Here is a 19,583-nt window from a genome sequence, read left to right on the forward strand (position 1 = left end):
TGCACGCAGCCGTCAAGGATTAGACAAATGCGTAAATGGGGTTAGGGAACTGGCCAAGTGACGCTCCGCCGATAGCCACATGTGGAAGCCTGCCGCGCCGACAGGCTTCACATCGTTCTCGGCTCCGAAGAGTTCGGGCCACGGTTCGACCGTAGTCCGTAGTCGCGGTTGCCGAATTCATCCTAATTGCCCCCGGATAATCCGCCGCCGCTGGCGGTTATGGTCTGGCTGCCTTGATGACGCCCGCTTCATGCACGAACTTGCCGCCGAGCAGGGTCAGGACGGAGCGGACCGTGTCGATCTCGCCCACCGGCATGGTCATGTACGGTTTGTCGAGCACGGCAAGGTCGGCGAGCTTGCCCGCGGAAAGCTTACCGCGATCCTCTTCCGCAAAGCCGATCCATGCGGCGTTTCGCGCATAGAGACGAAGCGCTTCTTCGCGCGTCAGCAACTGATCATCCGCCTTTTGCACCATACCTCCCAGCGAGCGCCCGGTCAGGTGGTACTCGATTGCCTGCCAGACGCCGGCGACGCCGATGCGCGTGGAGTCCGTGCCGCCGGCAACCAGATTCCCTTGTCGATTGCGAGCCGCGTCGGTGGTGAGACCGCGGCCACCGCGGCACCGTTCGCTTCCCTGATGGCAGGGGCCCCGAAATAGGGGCCCATCTGCACGCTATAGGCGAGACCCATTCTCTGCATCCGGTCGAGCGTCCGTTCCGATCCGGTGTTGAGGTGGGCGATCGACCAGCGCAAGTCGTTGAGCGGATGCGTCTTGTGCACCGCTTCGAAGACGTCGAGGATCGCGTTTGCGGCGTCATCGGTATAGGCATGGATCTCGATGGGGATGCGCCGTTCTGCGGCGAAAAGCGCGACTTTCATGAGTTCTTCGCGGGCCTCCTGGTGGTGCGAAGCCCGGCCCCATCTGCACGCCGTCGTTATCGGCGGGCGTCGGGGCAATCTTTGGGAGTGAAGCGATTGAGACGAAGCCCAACGCTCGATTGCTTCCCATGCCGCGCAGAAAATCCACGTCGAATTGGACGATAGTCCACCAAAAGAGCACGGTAGAACCTCACTGGCACCGGGGCAGCACGCTACGAATCTGAGGGCAGGAAGAGGAACCCGCCAGAAGAACCAAGGGAGCGAGAAATGATCCACGCCCATGACGGCTCACTGTCCCAGGAGCAGCGATTGATGCGCGACAGTTGCCGCGCGTTCGTCGACGACGCAGTGACGCCTTTCATTCGATCGAACTGGCAGTGCGAATGGGACATGAGCCCGGGCGAGCGGCTGCCGCGCTCGATCCTCGAGGGAGCCGAAACGATCGGCATCCGCACGCTCGGCGTTCCGGAAGCCTATGGTGGCGTGGACCTCGAGCGCGAAACGGAGGTCCGGACCTTCGCGCTGATTTCGGAGGAAATCGCGCGCGGCGATTCCGGCCTTGCCGACAAGTTCGTGCAGAACTGGAAGGTCTCGATCCTCCTGCGCGAGTTCGCACCGAAACATTTGCAGGACAAGTGGTTCCCGCGCCTCTTGGCAGATCCGCAGTTTCTGCTTGCGCACTGCCTCACCGAGCCGCGCGGGGCGTCGGATCGCTGGCTCCCCTACAATGTGCCCGAGGCGGCGATGCACACGAAAGCCGTGCTCAAGGACGGGCACTGGGTGATCAACGGCCGCAAACAGTTCATTTCAAACGGCTTCGATGCGAGCCTCTACGTCGTCTATGCGAACACGGACTCCTCCGTCGGCATGCTGCAGGGAACATCGAGTTTCCTCGTGCCGCGCGACACGCCCGGCCTCGCGGTGACGAAGTGCAACGAAACCATGGGCTGCCGCTTCATGAACAACGGCGAACTGGTGTTCGAGGACTGCCGCGTGCCGGCGGATCATCTTCTCGTCCAGAACACGGCGCTCGGAAGCGCCGGGCAGTATTTCCGTGCAGGCAAGATCATCCAGGCGGCCAAGAACCTCGGCGTCGGAGTCGCCTGTTTCGAACGCACCGCTGACTATGTCCAGAACTATGTGCAGGGCGGTCGCATCCTCATCAAGCACCAGGCTGTGGCCCTGCGGCTTGCCGACATGGCGACCCGGATCGAGGCGGTGCGCGCACTGATCGAAAGGGCTTCCAAGGCCGTCGATGAGGGTCATCCGGACATGGATGTTCTCTGCAACATGGCCAAGGTCTACGCCTCGGAAGAGATCATGAAGGTCGCCACCCATGCGCTGGAACTGCATGGCGGCAACGGCGCTATGCTGGAGTTCGGCATCGAGAAGCTGTTCCGCGACGCTGCCATCTTTCTGCACATGGACGCAACCGTCGATGTCAGCCGGATGAAGATCATCAAGACCATGTTTCCGGCGAGCGCCGGCAAATACGCGGGCCCCGAAAACTAGGGCCCGACGGAGGAGATGGCGGGCTCGAGAGCGATGGTCTTGTTGCCGATCTCTTCGAGGCCGTTCCCGAATTGAGGGGAACGCTCGGCAACGCGACATGAAGCGGGTGGCTTCGGCGCAGTGGCAAGGGGAGGAAAGATGACGAGAACAGACAGACAACCGGACGGTGATCCCGATCAGGATGTGGATGATACCCTGTCGGCGCCCTTCCGCTCCTATGCGCTCGAACGGGCCGATGCGCCCCGTTTCCATATCCGCCTTGTCGAGAAGACCCAAAGGCTCTACCCGGCGCACAAGCACGATTACTTTCAGATCGTCTACTACATGAGCGAGGCGCCGACGGCGCGCATCGGTCTCAAATCCTACAGGCCGCAGCCGGGCTCGATCTATTTCATCGCGCCGATGACCCCGCATCAGACGCGTTTCAGCAGGGTGTCACGATGCGTCGTGATCTATTTCGACCTTGATTTCCTTCGGCCCGGGATCACGCGTTCCTATCCGATTTCCGAACTCGTGCGGATAGCGCCCGAACTCACGCCCTTCGCCTGGCAGGGGCATGTCGACTTCAACCTGGATGAGGCGCAATCGGCGCGCGTGGAAGAGACCTGCCGGGCGATGATCCTCGAACATTCCGCGGATCGGATCTGTGCCGGAGAGATCATTCGCGCAGAATTGACGCTCATGCTCGGCCGGGTGTGTCGGGCCTACGAGGATCGCTTCGACGAATTGTCGCCGGTTCTGCCGGCGATCGGCCGCGACAGCGGGCATATGCGCAGGATTTCCGATTTCATCGCGGAGAACTACCTTCGCTCTCCGACACTCGATCAGGCGGCGGCCTATGCCAGGCTTTCCCGTAGCCGCCTCTGCGCGCTCCTGCGGCAGCATACGGGCACCAGCTTCAATGCGCTCATTCGCGAAATGCGCATCGATGATGCGCGCGAGCGCCTGATGCTGACCGACGAACCGATCGGCCAGATCGCCTATGCCGTTGGGTACAACGACGAGAAGTACTTCCTGCGGGCCTTTCGAAAATCGGTCGGAATGACGCCAACGGCCTATCGGGCGAAGCGGCTGAGTGACCTGACTGTGCCCGCGACATCCCGGCGCGGCCTCACCGCGCAGGCCACGGGCCTCCTGCAAAGGGGCAGGAGCTAGATGGGGTCAGCAGAAACTATGCCGGACAACGGATTGTCCATTGGAGCCAGGAGCGCCTGATCGAAGTCCGGTCCGGCATTTGCGGTTGATTGCAACATGGGAGGAGTAGCAATGCTTAAAAATGTCGAGGAGCAGGCGCATGCGCCGCTCAGAGTGTCCGGCCTGTTCGTGGGCGGGCAATTTCTGGATGATGGCAGCGCCACCACATTCAGCGTCGAAGAGCCGGCAACCGGCGCGACCATCGCGCATGTGACCAATGCTTCTGAGGCCGACGTCGACCGTGCGGTCAGAGGCGCGCGCGACGCCTTCCAGGCGTGGCGTGATCGTTCCCCACGTGAGCGCGGCCAGATCCTGCGCGAGGTCGCCGCTCACATCCGCAAGCACGTGGACGAACTTGCCGAGATCGAGGCGCGCGAAGTGGGCAAGCCGCGTCGCGATGCCCTGCGCTTCGACCTCTCGTTCTGCCACGCCTGCTTCGACTACTTCGGCGGCCTTGCCGATACGATACACGGAGAGATCCTGGACCAGGGGCCAATCGAGGCGCGCATCAGCTACGAGCCCTATGGCGTGGTTGCAGCGATCCTGCCCTTCAACTGGCCGCCGATCCATTTCTCCAAGAAGTGCGCACCGGCGCTCGCCGCGGGCAATACCGTTGTCATCAAGCCCGGTGAACAGGCGCCGTTGACCGTCCTTCGCCTCGTCGAACTTGCCAACGAGATCTTGCCGCCCGGCGTTCTGAACGCGGTCGCCGGATTGCCGTCCGGCGCGGCGCTTGCCTCCCATCCGCTGGTCGAGCGCATCACCTTCACCGGTTCGACGATGACGGGACGGCGCGTGCTTCAGTCGGCCGCCCAGAACCTCACCTATGCGACGATGGAACTTGGCGGAAAGAACGCGCTGATCGTGCTTCCCGATGCCGATCTCGATGTTGCGATCGATGTCGCGCTCGAGGGCATGTTCTACAACCAGGGCGAGGCATGCACGTCGACGTCACGCATACTCGTGCACGATGCGCTCCATGACGAGTTCCTCGAGCGTTTTGCACGTGCGACCGAGAAGCTGGTCGTCGGTGACGGCCTTGATCCCGCGACAGATATCGGGGCCATGGTCGATGCGAAGCACCGTGACAAGGTGCTGGCCTATCTCGATATCGCGCTGAAGGAAGGGGCCCGCTTGGTGACCCAAGGCAAATTGCCGACCGAGGATCGCCTGAAAGGCGGCTACTGGGTCGCCCCCACGGTCCTTGCCGACGTGACACCCGACATGACCGCGGCGCGCGAAGAGATGTTCGGCCCGATCGCCAGCATCATGCGTTTTTCAACCGAGGAAGAAGCAATCCGCATCGCCAATGACTGCGAGTACGGCCTGACGGCGGCAATCTGCACGACCGACGAAGCCCATGCCGGCAGGATTGCGGCCCGGCTCGAAGCCGGCATGATCTTCATCAACAACTACATGCGCCGCGCCTTCCTCGGCTCACCCTTTGGCGGCCAGAAGGGAAGCGGCTTTGGACGGGAAAACGCTGCGGAAACTCTGCGGGAGTTTACGCGCTCCAAGAATGTGCGGTTCCCGTCGGGCAGAGGTACCATTCCGATCTGGCCGCCGAGGGACTGAGCTCTCCCTGAACCAGACATTGAACACGGTGACGGAGCCTACCGGTCCTGGAGGTGAGAGCGTCGCGTCTTGCGCGGCGAAATCCCCGGCAGTCGCGCTCGGGCGCGATACCATCTTCACCAATTGCGCGCTCATGCCTGGAGATATCTGGTGGGGCGTGACGGATGTGCCGCCGCCGGTGCTGATCGATTGGCACGGTCTCGACTGGACGCCTCACGCCGGTCGTGCAGGGCCGCCGCACGACCGGTGCGTCGCGCGGATGTTGCTGCTGCGTCAGAGCGCGCGACCGCCATCCACCTGGATGATATGGCCGGTGGAAAAACCGAGCAACGTCGCACAGGCCAGGATGGCTGCGGCAATATCGTCGACCTCGCCGATACGGGCGAGCGGGGTCGAGGCCGCGACCTTCTCATTGAAGCCCGAATCCCGCCCGGAAACGAATTGCGTGTCGACGACGCCGGGAGAAACGGCAAGCACCCTGACCTCCGGCGCCAGCACGCGGGCGAGGGCCTTGGTCATGACGTCGATACCAGCCTTAGCTGCGCAATAGGCGATATTCGACCCTATGCCGGTGAAGGCTGCGATCGACGAGATGGAGACGACGAGCCCATCGCCGGACTTTTTCAACAGAGGGGCGAAGGCCCGGATGGCTGCGAACTGGCTTCGCCAATTTACCTTGAAGATCTCGTCGACCAGTTCGTCGGTCAGTGCATCGAGATCCCGATGGGCGATTGGCTTGGTGAAACCGGCCGCATTGACGAGGATGTCGAGCCGGCCGAATTTCTGTTCGATGGTGCTGGCGAGGCCGCTAAGGGCGCTGGAATCCGTGATGTCGACGGCGTAGTGCGCGTGACTTTCCGCGTTTGCAAAGGAAGAAAGCGCAGCATCCGCGCTCAAGACGCTCTGCTCGCTCGGCGTATGGGTAATGAGAACCGTTGCGCCTGCCTCCGCAAACAGGCGGCCTGTCGCGGCTCCGATCGCACCGTTCCCGCCGATTAGGAGAACTGTCTTTCCAACCAAGGACCGCGGATACGCCATAAGTTCCTCCTTCTTGACGCGCTGTCTTCTCAATCGGCGGGAACCCGCCTGCAATTAGACGATTGATCAGTTGGCAGCTTAAGGCAATCGATTGCACGAAACAACGAGCAATCGATTGCATTTCGAAGGCACGGCTTCTACGATTCGGGCTTGAGCCTGGAGAGGCGAGGGGGCTCTCCAATGAAATCCGGCACTGTTGGCGACCAGCGCACGATCATTCGGCGGGGAACGATTGTCAGCGCCTTCGCGCAGCTACCGGCCCTGTGCTGTCGCGTTCCATGAGTTCCACCGGCAACACGGTCTCCAAGGGGATATCGTCGTCGGCGCCGGAATTCATCAGGCGCAGCAGGATTGACGCGGCGGTGATGCCGGCATCGTATTGCTGGATCCTGACAGTTGTCAGCCGTGGACGCGCCAGATGGAGGAATGGCATGTCGTTGAAACCGCTGACGGATATGTCCGACGGGCAATCGAGGCCGTTCTCCCGCAGAACGTCGATGCACCCGAGCGCCAGGCGGTCGTTTGCGCAGAGCACGGCCGTGAAATCGTGCCCGGAGGCAAGCAGGTCACGAGTGCAGCGGGCGCCTTCGTCTTCGTCGAAGCGTATCGCGGTAACGATGAGTTCCGGATCGAAGTCGATCGACATTCTCTCGGCGGCGCTGCGAAACGCCGCGAGGCGCAGCTGGCCGGTCGAGAGATCCTGCGGTCCGGCAAGATGCGCGATTCGCCGGTGGCCGAGCTTCGTCAGGTGGCGCAGCATCTCGCAGATGCCCATGTCTTCGTCATTGATGACGTAGGGGATGTTCGAACGTTCCACACGTCTGTTCAGCGTCACCACCGAGAGACCATCCTGTGCGGCCTTGGCAATCGATGGGTCGCTCCTTAGCACCGCCGCGTGAATGAGGCCGTCGACACCCCGGTCCCTGAGCACTTCGAGAAGACGAATTTCGCGCTCGCGTTCGCTATCGGTGTTGACGATGATCGACGCGTATCCGAGCGGTTCCAGAACGCTTTCGATTCCGCGCAGGATCGGCGGGAAGATGGGGTTGGTGATGTCGGGGATGACCACGCCGACCGTCATCGTTCTGTTGGTGCGGAGCCCGAAGGCAATGCGATTGGGGCGATAGTCCAACCGTTCCGCCGCCGCCTGGATCTTTGCCACGACTTCCGGCGTGATGCTCTTTCGCTCAGCGGGGTCAAGCGCGCGCGACACGGTCGACACGTGAACGCCGGTCGCGCGCGCGATGTCCTTCAGGGTGGTTCGTTTCTTTTGCATGTATCACCTCGCTCCTCCATTTAAAATCTTGCCAGGAGTTTTGCAATCGTTCGCATGGGTGCTTGACAAAGCGCAGACGGTACGCATAATCGCGAACGTGCAATCGTTTGCACATCCAGTTTTCGGCAAGGAGTTGAGGAGCTGCCCTGCCGTCGATCGAACACAAGGCGTGAGTGGCGTCCGGCGGAGCTGGGCGATTTGTCTTTTACTCGAATGCAAACGATTGCACGCAAAACCTCTGGGAGGAGAAGAAATGGGAATCAATCGGCTGATCGCGGCAGCAACCATCAGTGTGCTTTCAGCAAGCACCGTTGCCAGCGCTGCGGAAACAATACGGATCGGAGCGTCGCTGCCGATTACCGGTGGCCTTTCGGTCAGCGGCGAGAAGCACAAGCGGGGCTACGAGCTCTGCAACAAGCTCGTCAACGAAGCGGGCGGTGTTCTCGGCAAGCAGGTGGAATTGATTGTTAGCGACAATCGCTCTGATCCGGCAACGGCCATCAACCAGTACGAACGCTTCATCAATGTCGACAAGGTCGATGCCGTCTACGGCACCTTCTCGAGCCGCCTGACCTTTCCGGTCGGCAACGTTCTGTCCAAGTACAATATGGTTCACCCGGTTCCCTCGGGCGGGGCGCTCCGGATCTATGCGCAGGGCTACAAGAACCTCTTCTACTTCCAGGTCAATGCCGCCGAATACACCGGCAAGGACGTGATCGGCCTCCTGAAGGAGATCAAGGACCCGGCAGATGCGCCGAAAACTGTCGCAGTTGTCCACGCGGACGACTTCTTCGCCAACGCGATCGCCACCGGTCTCCTCGGCCAGAAGGTGATCGATCCGGCCAACGACAAGGAAATCGCCGACCTCGCTCCCGGTTACTTCAAGGAAGCCGGTATCGAAGTGGTGATGGAGGAAAAGTGGCCCGAAGAAGGGTTCAATGACTGGCTGAACCTTGCAAATTCGATCAAGCGCTCCGGCGCGGAAATGATCGTCGGCCTGACGGCTTCTGCGGAAGAAGCGGTTCAGCTCATGCGCGCTCTGAAGACCGTCGGTGCATCAGCAAAGCTCGTCTATCTCAGCCAGGGCGCGCAGACGGAATTCATCGAGGGTGTCGGCAAGGATGCGGCCGATGGTGTCGTCATCCACACAACGTGGCACAAGGATGTTCCCTTCAAGAGCACGCTCGCCGGAAAGCCGTTCGACAATGCGGATTTCGTGAAGGCGTTCGAAGCCGAATACGGCGTCGAGCCGGATGAGGACAGCGCCATTCCTTTCGCCGTCTGCCAGGGCATCGAGCAGGCGATCGTCGGGGCCGGGACCACGGATAACGCCAAGATGGGCGAATGGCTGCACGCCCGCACCAAGGAGCAGCCGGTTCAGACGGTTCTCGGTAATTTCAGCTGGGACGATCTGGGGCTTCCGGTCGACAAGGCGCACATCATGACGCAGTGGCAGGACGGCAAGCTGACCTTCGTTTATCCGACCGGTCAGTTCGAGGGCATCGTGCCCTTCCGCTATCCGAAGTCCGGTTTCTGACCGTTTGCGAGATAGGGGAGGGCGTTCCGCCTGCGGCGCGCTCTCCCGATCGGCAGGCATCTACTACTGAGATATCTACTGAAAGGAGATCGCGCGGATGCTCGAGGTTAAGAACCTGTGCAAGCACTACGGCGGAATTCGCGCCGTGGATGGCGCAAGCTTCACGGTCGAGAAAGGCTCGATCACGGCACTCATCGGCCCGAACGGCGCCGGCAAGACCACGGCCTTCAATTGCATCAGCCGCACCGTCGTTCCGACTTCCGGCGAGGTCTGGCTGGACGGAGAGCGGATCGACAATCTGCGCCCGCACAAGATCACCGCAAAGGGTCTTAGCCGGACGTTCCAGATCTCACGCAATCTCGCCGACATGACGGTGCTGGAAAACGTGATCGTCCAGGCACGCTGCCGCGGGTTTACGGAGCTGTTTCGGCCCGCAATCTCGGCGGAGGAGCGGGACAAGGCGATGTCGATCCTCGATTTCCTCGGGATCACCCGCATTGCCTACGAGGACGGGCACAACCTGTCCTACGGCCAGAAGAAACTGATGGATCTGGCCGCGCTGCTGATGGCCGATCCCAAGATCATTCTGCTGGACGAGCCGGCCGGCGGCGTCAATCCGACGCTGCTCGAGGAGATCGTCGGCCACATCAGGGCGCTCAATGCCAAGGGGCTGACGGTCCTCATCGTCGAACACAACATGGACCTGATCATGCGGCTTTCGCACCGCGTCGTCGTCATGGCGCACGGGCGGGTGATCTGCGACGGCACGCCCGATGTGGTGCGTCGCGATCCGCATGTGCTCGAAGCCTATCTGGGCGGCGTACTGGAAGAGGAAGCGGCCTGATGAGCGATCTTTTGCAAGTCACCAACATCACTGCCGGCTACGGCGACGGCCCTGCCATCCTTGATGGCGCCCGTCTGACGGTCGAGCCTGGCAAGGTCCACTGCATCATCGGCCCAAACGGCGCCGGCAAGTCCACGCTGTTGAAGGCGATCTGCGGCATGCTGACGATCCGCAAGGGCGATGTCGTCTTCAAGGGCGAGCGTCTGAACGGGCTGCGTCCGGACCAGATCCTTCGCAAGGGCATCTGTTTCGTGCCGCAGGAACGCGCGCTGTTTCCGAAGATGACGGTGCGCGAAAACCTGCGCATGGGCGGATACGTGCTCGACGACGCGAAACTGCGCGACCGCCGCATCGACGAAATCCTCGAGCGCTTCCCGGTTCTGCGCGAACGGGCCGATCAGCATGCCGGAACCATGTCGGGCGGTCAGCAGCAGACGCTGGCCATGGCGCGGACGCTGATCGTCAAGCCGGACATCGTCATGTTGGATGAACCCTCCCTCGGCCTTGCGCCGAAGGTGGTCCAGGAGATGTTCGACATCATGAAGATGATGTCCCAGGAGGGCGTCACGGTTCTGCTCGTTGAGCAGAACGCGATGATGGGCCTCAAGAATTCCGACTGGGGCGTTGTCCTCGACCTCGGCCGCACCCTCTTCGAAGGGTCGGCCGAAGCGGTACTGGCGGACCCTCGCATCCAGGAACTTTACCTCGGCGGCCGCAAGGTCGCGTAGCGGAGGACGTGATGACAGACATTCTTCAGATACTGATACTCGGCCTCGCGCTCGGCGGCGTGATCGCGCTGATGGGATCCGGCCTTTCGCTGGTCTTTGGCGTCATGCGCATCGTCAACCTGGCACACCCCTCACTGATCATCTGCGGCGCCTATGTCAGCTACTGGGCATTCAAGCTTTGGGGTCTCGACCCGATCGCGACGTTGCCGATCGCGGCACTGATCATGGCTGCAATCGGCGTGCTTCTCTACCGCCTCATGTTCGAAAGCCAGGCAAAAAGCGCGCGCTACTCGGAAATGACAGTGCTTTTGACCTTCGCACTGGCCATGATCGTCGAAGGTTTCCTCGGTGCCGCCTTCACCAACACCCAGCGCGTGACCTCGCCCGATTACGCGACGGATGCCTTCTTCATCGGCAGCCTGTTCATTCCGAAGGGGCAGTTCTATGCCGGTGCCGTTTCGCTGGCGATCATCGGTGCGCTGACGCTGTTCCTCAACTACTCGCGGCTTGGCTACGCCATCCGCGCAACGACCCAGAACCGCGAGGCTGCCGAGCTTCTCGGCGTTAATGTCAACCTGATCAGCATGGTGGCCTTCGCGATCGGGATCGGGCTTGCCGGCGCTGCAGGCTCGTTGGTGAGCTTCGTCTTCAGTTTCTTCCCCGCCAAGCAGTGGGAATGGATCGCGATGCTGATGTCGGTCGTCGTCCTCGGCGGCATGGGCAGCGTGCTCGGTACCGTCGTCGCCTCGCTCCTTCTCTCGGTCATCGCAGCCTTCGTCGGCACCTGGGTGGGCGCCACCTGGTCGACCATGACCTTCTTTCTCGCACTCTTCGTCATCCTGCTGATCCGTCCCCAGGGCCTGTTCGGCGAAAAACCGGAGTTGGCATAATGGCCGCAAACCTGCAACAAGCCGACGCGAGCTCGGTGCTCGAGGCCCGTCGCATTCACAATCAGAAGCTTGCGCGCCAGCATGACCAGACCCGCGCCACATGGTTTCCCCTGGCCGTGCTCGGCGTCCTGCTCGCCCTGCCGCTCCTGCAACTGACCGGCAACTACAACTACCTGCTGCATCTCGTCCTGTTTACGGCCTCCTATGCGGTCATGGCCAGCGGCTGGAACATCATCGGCGGCTTCGCCGGCTACATCTCGCTCGGACACGCGGTCTTCTTCGCGATCGGCGGCTATTTCTCAGGCGTGCTCCTGGCGCGATACGGGATCTCGTCGCTGCTGACGGCACCGCTCGCCGGGCTGGTGGCTGCCGTCTGCGGTTATCTCATCGGCCTCATCACGCTGAAGGTTCGCGGCCCGAGCTTCATCATCTCCTCCATCGCGCTGCTGATGATCGCCCGTATCCTGTTCGATCACTGGGAGTTCATCGGCGGCGCCAATGGCTTGTCGCTGCCGGTGACCGACCTGCCGGTGGAGACTGCCAAACTGCCCTATTACTATGCCTTCGTGCTGATGGCTGCCTTCACCGTATGGGCGACCTATCGCATCAAGCATTCCAAGTTCGGGCTGGGCCTGCGCGCGCTTTCCAAGGACGAGGTCAAGGCGGAGAGCGCCGGCATCAACACCCGCTTCTACAAGGTCCTTGCCTTCGCGTTGTCGGCATTCTTCGTCGGGATGGCGGGTGCGGTCTGGGGCGAATACCTCACCTATCTCCGGCCGAACATCTTCCTGATCATCCTCGTTTCGGCAAACCTGGTGTTGATGTGCATCCTCGGCGGCAAGGGCACGATTGCCGGGCCTGTCGTGGGTGCGATCCTGATCGTGGCCTTCAACGAAATCTTCGTGGCGACGCTCGGCGCGTCCGAGATCAACATCATGGCGACCGGTTTCGTCATGGTCCTGGGACTGATGTTCTTCCCCAACGGCGTGATCGGGACGCTCGCCCGTAAGGGCAAGCTGCCCCGCGTCCTCAACTGGGATTGATGGAGGCGACCATGCAGGACTTCATTCTCTACAACGCTCCTCAATCGACGTGCAGCCAACGGGTGCGATACGTTCTGCACGCGAAGGGCCTCGCCTTCGAGGAGCACAAGCTCGATCTCTTCACCGGCGATCAGCTGAAACCCGAATACCTCACCATCAATCCGAACGGGGTCGTGCCTTCGCTCGTTCACCAGGGCCGTGCGGTCACCGACTCCGCCGTCATCATGGAGTATCTCGAGGACATTCTCCCAGGTGCGTTTCGACCACGGGACGCCTTCGGAGCGGCGAAGATGCGGGCGATGATGCGCTTCATCGACGAAGTACCGACACCTGCGATCCGGGTGCCTTCCTACAACCTTGCCTTCCTGCCGCACTACCAGGCGATGACGGCGGAGGAGTTCCAGGCGGTCTGTGACGCAAAGCCGCTTCGTCGCGAGTTCCTGATGAAGATGGGGCGCACCGGCTTCCCGGAGCAGGAAATGAACGAAGCACTTGGCCGCCTGCAACGCGGTGTTCAGCGCATGGCGAGCTGGCTCTCCGACAATGGCGGACCGTGGATCATGGGCGATGAGATGACGCTGGCAGACATCGCGGTCATGCCGGTGATCGTGCGGATGGAGGACATCGGTCTCTCGTCGATGTGGACGGAGGCGCCGGCGATCCAGCGTTGGCTCGACGCCATCCGCGCAACCGACGCCTTCACCGAGACCTACTACTACGGGTCGCTGCTGACCGAAAAATACCCGCACCTGAGGTCGGCGAAGCCCGAACTTCGGGTCTCCCAGTCAGGCCAGTGACGCGGAAAGGAGAACAGGGATGAACAGCCATATCAGCCCCGAAGTAAAACTGATCTCGAAGGAAACTGACGTCACGCCGACGGTGCTTGCCGCCATGTCGCACGGAGACGATCCGCGGCTCAAACAGCTCATGGATGCGATGGTCAGCCATCTGCATGCATTTCTGCTGGAGACGCGTCCGACGGAGGCGGAGTTCGAATACGCCCTGCGCTGGATCACGGCGCTCGGACAGGCGACCAACGAAGCGCACAACGAAACGGTGCTTGCCGCCGACGTGCTCGGCGCATCGACGCTGATCGATCTGATCAACAACGACGGCATGCAGGGCGAGACGCTGTCGGCGCTTCTCGGGCCATTCTATCGCGGTGGCGCGCCGAAATGTGTGAACGGCGACTGCATCGCGCGCTCCGATACGCCTGGGCCGAAGCTCTATTTCACGGGTCGTGTGACGGGTCCCGCCGGTCGGCCCGTCGAGGGGGCGAGCCTCGACGTCTGGCAGGCGTCCCCGGTCGGGCTCTACGAGAACCAGGACGAGACGCAGGACGACTTCAACCTTCGCGGCCGGTTCACGACGGATAGCGATGGAAACTTTCATTTCGTGTCCGTGAAACCGGCAGGCTATCCGGTTCCAACCGATGGGCCGGTCGGCGACCTCCTGCGGGCACAGAAGCGGGCGCCGATGCGTCCGGCCCACATCCACTTCATCGTCTCGGCACCCGGCTACAAGACGCTCGTCACCCAGATCTTTTCCGACAGTCACGAAGCCCTGGTAACCGACGTTGTTTTCGGCGCGAAACAGCAGATTGTCGGGAAATTCTTCCGGCACGACAGCCCGGACTCCGAATTTCCGGGCGCCCAGGCGCCATTCTACAGCTGCAACTATCACTTCAAACTGGTGGAGGGCCAATCGATCCTGCCGGAGCCTCCGATCTCCGGAAAGAAGGTGGCGCATCATGGCTGACGGATCAAATAGATCACTCCATGGGAAGGGGAGCCAGTGATGCAGCAGAACGTCATCATTACCTGTGCGGTCACGGGCAACCTCACGACCCGGGAGAACACCCCCGCACTTCCCGTCACGCCCGAGGAGATCGCCAATTCCTGCCTGGAGGCGGCCGATGCCGGTGCGGCGATCGCGCACATTCACGTGCGGGACCCGGTTACGGCGAAGCCCTCCATGGAGCTTGGATACTACCGCGAGGTCGTCGAGCGCATACGGGCGAAGAACACTGCGCTGATCCTCAACGTGACGACCGGCCCCGGCGGGCGCTACCACCCGAGCGATGAGAACCCAGCGATCGCCGGACCACGGACCACGCTGATGCGGCCGGAAAAGCGGGTCGAGCACATTGTCGCGCTGAAACCGGACATCGCCACGCTCGATCTCAACACTATGACCTTCGGGTCGGAAGTCGTGATCAACACGCCGGCCAGCGTCAAGATCATGGCCGACATCATCAACGACGCGGGTTCCAAGCCGGAGCTCGAGGTCTTCGATACCGGGCATATCCAGCTCGCACAGGACCTTTTGAAAGCGGGCGTGCTGAAGTCGCCGGCGATGTTCACGATCGTGACCGGCGTCAAGTACGGCTTCCCGTCGACCACCGACGTCATGGCGACCGCCGCCCGAATGCTGCCCGGCGACGCCGTCTGGACCGGGTTCGGGGTTGGTCGAATGTCGTTCCCGATGGCCGTCCAGGCCTATCTGCTCGGCGGTCACGTCCGCGTTGGCCTGGAGGACAACTCCTACATCGCCAAGGGCGTGCTCGCCAAAGGCAATGGCGAACTGGTCGAACGGGCAAGAGACCTGATCGAGAAGCTCGGCGGAAGGATCGCCGAGCCTTCCCAGGCCCGTGAGATCCTCGGACTGCGCGCATAAGCATTGATATCTGCAAGGAGGCATACAATGAACATTCAGGTGGACGCCAAGATCGCCCGGGCATTGAGGGTGACGGAAAAATCCCCCGATCTCGACAATCTCAAGATCGACGTCGTCGACGTTGCGGTCCCGCGACCGGGACCGGGCCAGGTGCTGGTGGAGATCATGGCGGCAGGAGTAAACCCCAGCGACGTGAAAGCATCCCTCGGACACATGCCGCACGCCGTCTGGCCTCGCACGCCCGGTCGCGATTTCGGCGGCATCGTGCGCGAAGGTCCGTCGTCGATGATCGGCATGGAGATCTGGGGTGGCGGCGGCGAGCTCGGCATCACCCAGGACGGCAGCCACGCCAAATGGATGGTGCTCGATCAGAAGGCCGTGCGTGCCAAACCCGCGAATTTCACGATGCAGGAAGCAGGCTCGATCGGCGTGCCCTTCATCACCGCCTATGAGGGCCTGCGCGAAGCCGGCGGCGTGCAGCCGACGGATGTCGTGCTCGTCTGCGGAGGCAATGGCAAGGTGGGGCAGGCGGCCATCCAACTGGCGACCATGGCGGGGGCCAAGGTCTTTGCGGTCGAATACAACGAGCAGCCGCTGCTGGCGCATACCAACGCGCCCGTCGAGATGCTGAACAGCGCCAAGGATGATGTCGCCGCGATCGTGCGCGAGAAGACTGGCGGCCACGGCGCCGACATCGTCTTCAACACGGTCGGCAGCCCCTATTTCGAAATCGCCAACAACGCGATGGCAAAGCAGGCTCGACAGGTGTTCATCTCCACCTTCGATCGCGCAGTGCCTTTCGATATCTTCAACTTCTTCCGAGGCCGCCACAAATATATCGGCATCGACACGCTGGCACTGTCTTCCGTCGAGGGCGCCCGCATCTTCGACAAGCTCAAGCCGAAGTTCGAAGAGGGCAAGCTGAAGCCGTTCCCGATCAATCCGGCGACCGTCTACGGCCTCTCCGATGCCGCCAAGGCCTATGCTTCGGTGTTGCGCGGCACGCCCGAGCGCGTGCTGCTGGTGCCTTAAGGAGCGGGCGATGCAGGTGACACGCTATGGCGGCGCCAAGCCATACGAGGCGGCAGAGCATTACGGCATGCATTGTCTGCGGCTTCAGGGAAAGGAGGCTACGACGACCGATACGATCTGGATCGGCCTGTCGCACCTCCTGCCTGGTGGCCATACGTCGCTGAAAGACGCCACGGTCGAAAAGATCTACATCGTCGTTGCGGGCGAGGTAACGGTCGAAACCGGCACCGAGAGCGCCACACTGGGCTTTCTCGACAGTTGCCGGCTGGCACCCGGCGAGGCGCGCGCGCTCGTCAACCGCACCAATGCGCCGGCGTCCATCCTTCTCGCCATGCCGACCTGAGCGCGTCGCCGAGGAGTGGGGAGCTTTGATGGGTCATCGGGTCGGTACAGGCTGGGGTGCGTGAGCCACGCATCCCCAGCGACGGTCGATTTTGTATCGCGCCGGGAGCAATGGTGATCGGTGACGTCGGCTCGATGAAGGTGTCAGCATACGGGAGGACGTGCATGGTGCAGAGTGAAAACCGGTTGGCCAACGTCGTCGAGCACTGGCTCCCGCGCATGGAGGTTGCCGGGATACCGTCGGTGACGGCGCGCGCGGTGATCGAGCGCGCCGGAGTATGGCCAAAGTGGCTTTCGACGTGGAGCGAAGAGGGCGAGCGTCAGGCCGAACTCGGCGATATGGCTCTTGCTGTCGGTCGCCACTTAACAGCGGGCGAGGCCTATGCCCGCGCAAGCCTTTTCTATCATTTCGGACAGTTCATGGCGTTCGAGGACCTTGAAGCCAAGGCGAGGGCAGCCGCTCGGAAGGTGGAACTCTACCGCCTCGCCGCTCCCTTGCTCGATCCGCCGGCCGATATGATCGCCGTACCGTTCGAAGGCGGGGTCCTGCAGGCGTCCCTGCGGGTCCCGAAGGGAGAAAGCCGCTATCCGCTGGCGCTGATCATTCCCGGCTCGGACTCGACCAAGGAGGAGTTCCCGGCATTCGAGCGGCATTTCCATGCCCGCGGTGTTGCCACCATGATTTTCGACGGACCCGGGCAGGGCGAGGGGCGTTCGATGGGAGCGTTGCGCCCGGATATTGGTCCGGCCGTTCAGGCGGCAATCACATCGGTAGAGGCGCATCCGAGACTTTCGGGAAAGGTCGCCCTCGTCGGCATGGCCTTCGGCGGCTTTCTCGCCCTGCGCGCGGCTGCGTCGGTGCCGACAGCGGCTGGCATCGTCTCCATCAACGGCTTCTTCGATCTCGGCGGGTTCTGGGGCGAACTGCCGCAAGTCTATCGAGACAACATGCGCTTCTCACTTGGCGGCGAGGACGTCCGCGAGCGCGCGGATTGCTTTACGCTTAGGGGCTGCGCTCCGCCAACTGTGCCGGCTCTCATTCTTCACGGCGGCCGTGACAGGATCTTCCCACCCTCCGAAGCGGCGAAGTGTGCCGACATCTGCTCTCGTGGAGCCGAGCTACAAATATTCGAGGAGGGCAATCACGTCTGCAACAACATCCCTTGGCTGTATCGCCCGCTCGTCGCCGATTGGGTGGCGGAGCGTTTGAGCCGGTAACAGCCGCTAGGCCCACTAGCGCGGCCGTCTCGCTTGGCCCGACCGAGGTCACGGGCAAGAGTCAACGCCGTTTGCATAGCAGCCTCTCGCGGACGGCCATTCCTCACAAAGCGCAATCAGTGCCGTCGGCGAAAGCTTGTCGAGCGCAAGGTTGGGCAAAAGGCCGTTGTCGCTCACGAGATCGCGGCCCATCGCCGCCGAGAACAGGCTGGCCTCGAGCAACCATACCGGTTGGCCGACGATGCGACCGAGAAGGCTGGTCAGCTTGATGACGGCCGGTCAGAAGCGTCATGCCCCAGACGTTGATGGGCAAGCTTTGCCCTCCGTGCCAGCCGCCGCGGCAGATAGAGCGCACCGAAGGAGCTGTGCGAACTGATAATGGCCGGCTGCCCGGAGTTCAAGTGCGGCAGAGCCGCGTACGTGCTCCGGATGGCGACCATAGTACCGGCTGACGAGCGGCCTTGGCGAGGAAAAGCCGTCGTGCAAAAAGCGATCCCGCCCGCGTCCGCGTCGAGAATTCCGATACGCAACCCCCTCCCTGCAATCCGCTTCAGTTGGGCTCGAAGGCCGGCCCTCACGGTCTTTGAGACGAACTGACAGCCGATGTATCCCGTTAGGAGCCGGCTGGTCGGACTTTCTCCGAACGGCTCCAACATAGAAAACTTGTCTTTTGTCACTAGCGCATAGAATGCGTTTTATGCAGTATGAGTCAGTCACAATGCATGGAGCGCATGATAATCCATGGAAGTTCGCGATCTCGAGGCCTTTCTCGCAGTCATGTCGACAGGCAGCATCACCGGCGCCGCCCGCATGCTTGACCGATCGCAGTCGCAGGTGACGCGGCTTATTCAGGATCTGGAAACGTCGCTTGGATTTGCGCTGTTCGAGCGAAATGGTCCCAAGATCTCCCCGACCGACAAGGGGATTGCCTTCCACGAAGATGCCGAACGCTTTCTTAGCGGCATCGGCCACCTGCGCAATCGAGCCAAGGCGATTGCCGGCAAGGAACCCGAGCCGATCGAGATCGCCGCAACGCCGGCTTTTGCGAGTGGCATCATCCCGATCGCGCTTGCGGAACTACCCGAGCATTTTCTGCCGCACACAATCCAGCTTCGCAGCATGCCGGCGGAAGCGGCCGTGCAGTCGGTGCTCGCGCGCACTGCGGATTTCTGCGTGACCTCTCTGCCGGCCGATCAGCCGGGGCTGGAAGTGCAGGGGTTTTTCGAGGGGCGCTGCGTGGCCGCGGTAGCGCCGCATGATCCTCTGGCTGCGAAGGACGTGATTTCGATCGCGGACCTCGCCGGACGCACCCTCATAACCATGGCCAATCCGTTTCGTTTGCGCCGCCGTGTCGATGAAGCACTGGAGGCGGCCAACGTGCGGCCCAATCGCGTCATCGCCACCAATGCGGCCAACAATGCCGTGCAGATCGCATCGCTCGGGCTTGGCGTCGCGATCATCGAGCCAGCGACGGCCTATGGCCTGCAATCGGCGCCCGTCGCAGTTCGCCTGCTTGATGTCGAGATTCCCTTCCTTTGGGCGATCCTGTCGGCGGCCTCGCGCCCGCTCTCGGCCGGCGTCCAGGAACTGGTTCAACGCATCGCGCGGATCGCATCGGAGCGCATGCCGGATTTCACCGTCCACGATCCGCGACAGATGGCGCGCATCGCCGAAAAGACCTTCGCCGGCCGAAATGCCGGCGATGGCACGCTGTCGGACAACCGGCAGCGAAATAAAGGGGAGCAAAAGCTCGACACGCCCGAGAACGAAAACTGAGCTCGTAAAATGAGGAGAACGAC

17 protein-coding genes and 2 pseudogenes are annotated in these 19,583 nt (G+C 62.0%); 16 read left to right on the forward strand and 3 right to left on the reverse strand.

The annotated features are described in order from the left end of the window. Positions 1-217: 217 nt before the first annotated feature. Positions 218-1,161, reverse strand: a pseudogene (locus ACTJKE_RS29605) (amidohydrolase family protein). On the opposite strand from ACTJKE_RS29605, the gene ACTJKE_RS29610 reads away from it, so the two are divergent. The 4 genes and pseudogenes from ACTJKE_RS29610 to ACTJKE_RS29625 all read left to right on the forward strand — a co-directional run. Next, positions 1,147-2,391, forward strand: a complete 1,245-nt coding sequence (locus tag ACTJKE_RS29610) for an acyl-CoA dehydrogenase family protein (protein WP_440693378.1) — start codon at positions 1,147-1,149, stop codon at positions 2,389-2,391. The pseudogene ACTJKE_RS29605 and the gene ACTJKE_RS29610 sit on opposite strands and share 15 nt — an antisense overlap. A gap of 138 nt (positions 2,392-2,529) precedes the next feature. After that, a complete protein-coding gene (locus ACTJKE_RS29615; protein WP_058327997.1) occupies positions 2,530-3,546 on the forward strand; it encodes a helix-turn-helix transcriptional regulator in 1,017 nt (338 codons plus the stop codon). A gap of 111 nt (positions 3,547-3,657) precedes the next feature. After that, positions 3,658-5,160: an aldehyde dehydrogenase family protein gene (locus tag ACTJKE_RS29620; protein ID WP_082663583.1), complete on the forward strand. Its 1,503-nt coding sequence runs from the start codon at positions 3,658-3,660 to the stop codon at positions 5,158-5,160. Then, a pseudogene (locus ACTJKE_RS29625) lies at positions 5,105-5,377 on the forward strand (hypothetical protein); the annotation flags it as partial. The gene ACTJKE_RS29620 and the pseudogene ACTJKE_RS29625, both read left to right, overlap by 56 nt. 56 nt (positions 5,378-5,433) lie before the next feature. Here the strand turns inward: ACTJKE_RS29625 and ACTJKE_RS29630 are convergent. Next, positions 5,434-6,198, reverse strand: a complete 765-nt coding sequence (locus ACTJKE_RS29630) for an SDR family NAD(P)-dependent oxidoreductase (protein ID WP_058327996.1) — start codon at positions 6,196-6,198, stop codon at positions 5,434-5,436. Positions 6,199-6,433: 235 nt separating this feature from the next. Then, positions 6,434-7,474 (reverse strand): LacI family DNA-binding transcriptional regulator, encoded by a 1,041-nt coding sequence (locus tag ACTJKE_RS29635; protein ID WP_058324441.1) that lies wholly within the window; start codon positions 7,472-7,474, stop codon positions 6,434-6,436. Positions 7,475-7,727: 253 nt separating this feature from the next. Between ACTJKE_RS29635 and ACTJKE_RS29640 the strand changes: the two genes are divergently transcribed. From ACTJKE_RS29640 to ACTJKE_RS29695, 12 genes are all read left to right on the forward strand, one after another. Continuing rightward, on the forward strand, positions 7,728-9,011 hold the full coding sequence (locus tag ACTJKE_RS29640; protein WP_058327995.1) for an amino acid ABC transporter substrate-binding protein: 1,284 nt from the start codon (positions 7,728-7,730) through the stop codon (positions 9,009-9,011). Between the two features lie 97 nt (positions 9,012-9,108). Beyond that, positions 9,109-9,855 (forward strand): ABC transporter ATP-binding protein, encoded by a 747-nt coding sequence (locus ACTJKE_RS29645; RefSeq protein ID WP_058327994.1) that lies wholly within the window; start codon positions 9,109-9,111, stop codon positions 9,853-9,855. After that, entirely contained in the window at positions 9,855-10,583 is a 729-nt protein-coding gene (locus ACTJKE_RS29650) for an ABC transporter ATP-binding protein (RefSeq protein ID WP_058327993.1), read from the forward strand. Before ACTJKE_RS29645 ends, ACTJKE_RS29650 begins: the two co-directional genes overlap by 1 nt. A gap of 11 nt (positions 10,584-10,594) precedes the next feature. Continuing rightward, on the forward strand, positions 10,595-11,473 hold the full coding sequence (locus ACTJKE_RS29655; protein ID WP_058324445.1) for a branched-chain amino acid ABC transporter permease: 879 nt from the start codon (positions 10,595-10,597) through the stop codon (positions 11,471-11,473). Next, positions 11,473-12,516, forward strand: a complete 1,044-nt coding sequence (locus ACTJKE_RS29660) for a branched-chain amino acid ABC transporter permease (RefSeq protein ID WP_058327992.1) — start codon at positions 11,473-11,475, stop codon at positions 12,514-12,516. Before ACTJKE_RS29655 ends, ACTJKE_RS29660 begins: the two co-directional genes overlap by 1 nt. An 11-nt stretch (positions 12,517-12,527) precedes the next feature. Beyond that, complete coding sequence (locus ACTJKE_RS29665; RefSeq protein WP_058328014.1) at positions 12,528-13,313, forward strand: glutathione S-transferase family protein; 786 nt, start codon at positions 12,528-12,530, stop codon at positions 13,311-13,313. Positions 13,314-13,332: 19 nt separating this feature from the next. After that, positions 13,333-14,274, forward strand: a complete 942-nt coding sequence (locus ACTJKE_RS29670) for a dioxygenase family protein (RefSeq protein WP_082641173.1) — start codon at positions 13,333-13,335, stop codon at positions 14,272-14,274. 39 nt (positions 14,275-14,313) lie between these two features. Continuing rightward, positions 14,314-15,192: a 3-keto-5-aminohexanoate cleavage protein gene (locus ACTJKE_RS29675; protein ID WP_058327991.1), complete on the forward strand. Its 879-nt coding sequence runs from the start codon at positions 14,314-14,316 to the stop codon at positions 15,190-15,192. A 27-nt stretch (positions 15,193-15,219) separates the two neighbouring features. Beyond that, complete coding sequence (locus tag ACTJKE_RS29680) at positions 15,220-16,224, forward strand: quinone oxidoreductase family protein (protein ID WP_058327990.1); 1,005 nt, start codon at positions 15,220-15,222, stop codon at positions 16,222-16,224. Positions 16,225-16,234: 10 nt separating this feature from the next. Next, entirely contained in the window at positions 16,235-16,567 is a 333-nt protein-coding gene (locus ACTJKE_RS29685; RefSeq protein WP_057251147.1) for a cupin domain-containing protein, read from the forward strand. Between the two features lie 164 nt (positions 16,568-16,731). Further along, positions 16,732-17,784 carry an alpha/beta hydrolase family protein gene (locus ACTJKE_RS29690; RefSeq protein ID WP_058327989.1) on the forward strand — a complete coding sequence of 351 codons (1,053 nt, stop codon included), beginning with the start codon at positions 16,732-16,734 and terminating at the stop codon, positions 17,782-17,784. A 741-nt stretch (positions 17,785-18,525) separates the two neighbouring features. Further along, positions 18,526-19,560, forward strand: coding sequence for a LysR family transcriptional regulator (locus ACTJKE_RS29695; RefSeq protein ID WP_082663582.1), 1,035 nt, complete (start codon positions 18,526-18,528; stop codon positions 19,558-19,560). Positions 19,561-19,583 lie beyond the last annotated feature (23 nt).

The organism is Ensifer sp. 22521 (assembly GCF_052044795.1).
In the GTDB taxonomy this organism is placed as follows: domain Bacteria; phylum Pseudomonadota; class Alphaproteobacteria; order Rhizobiales; family Rhizobiaceae; genus Ensifer.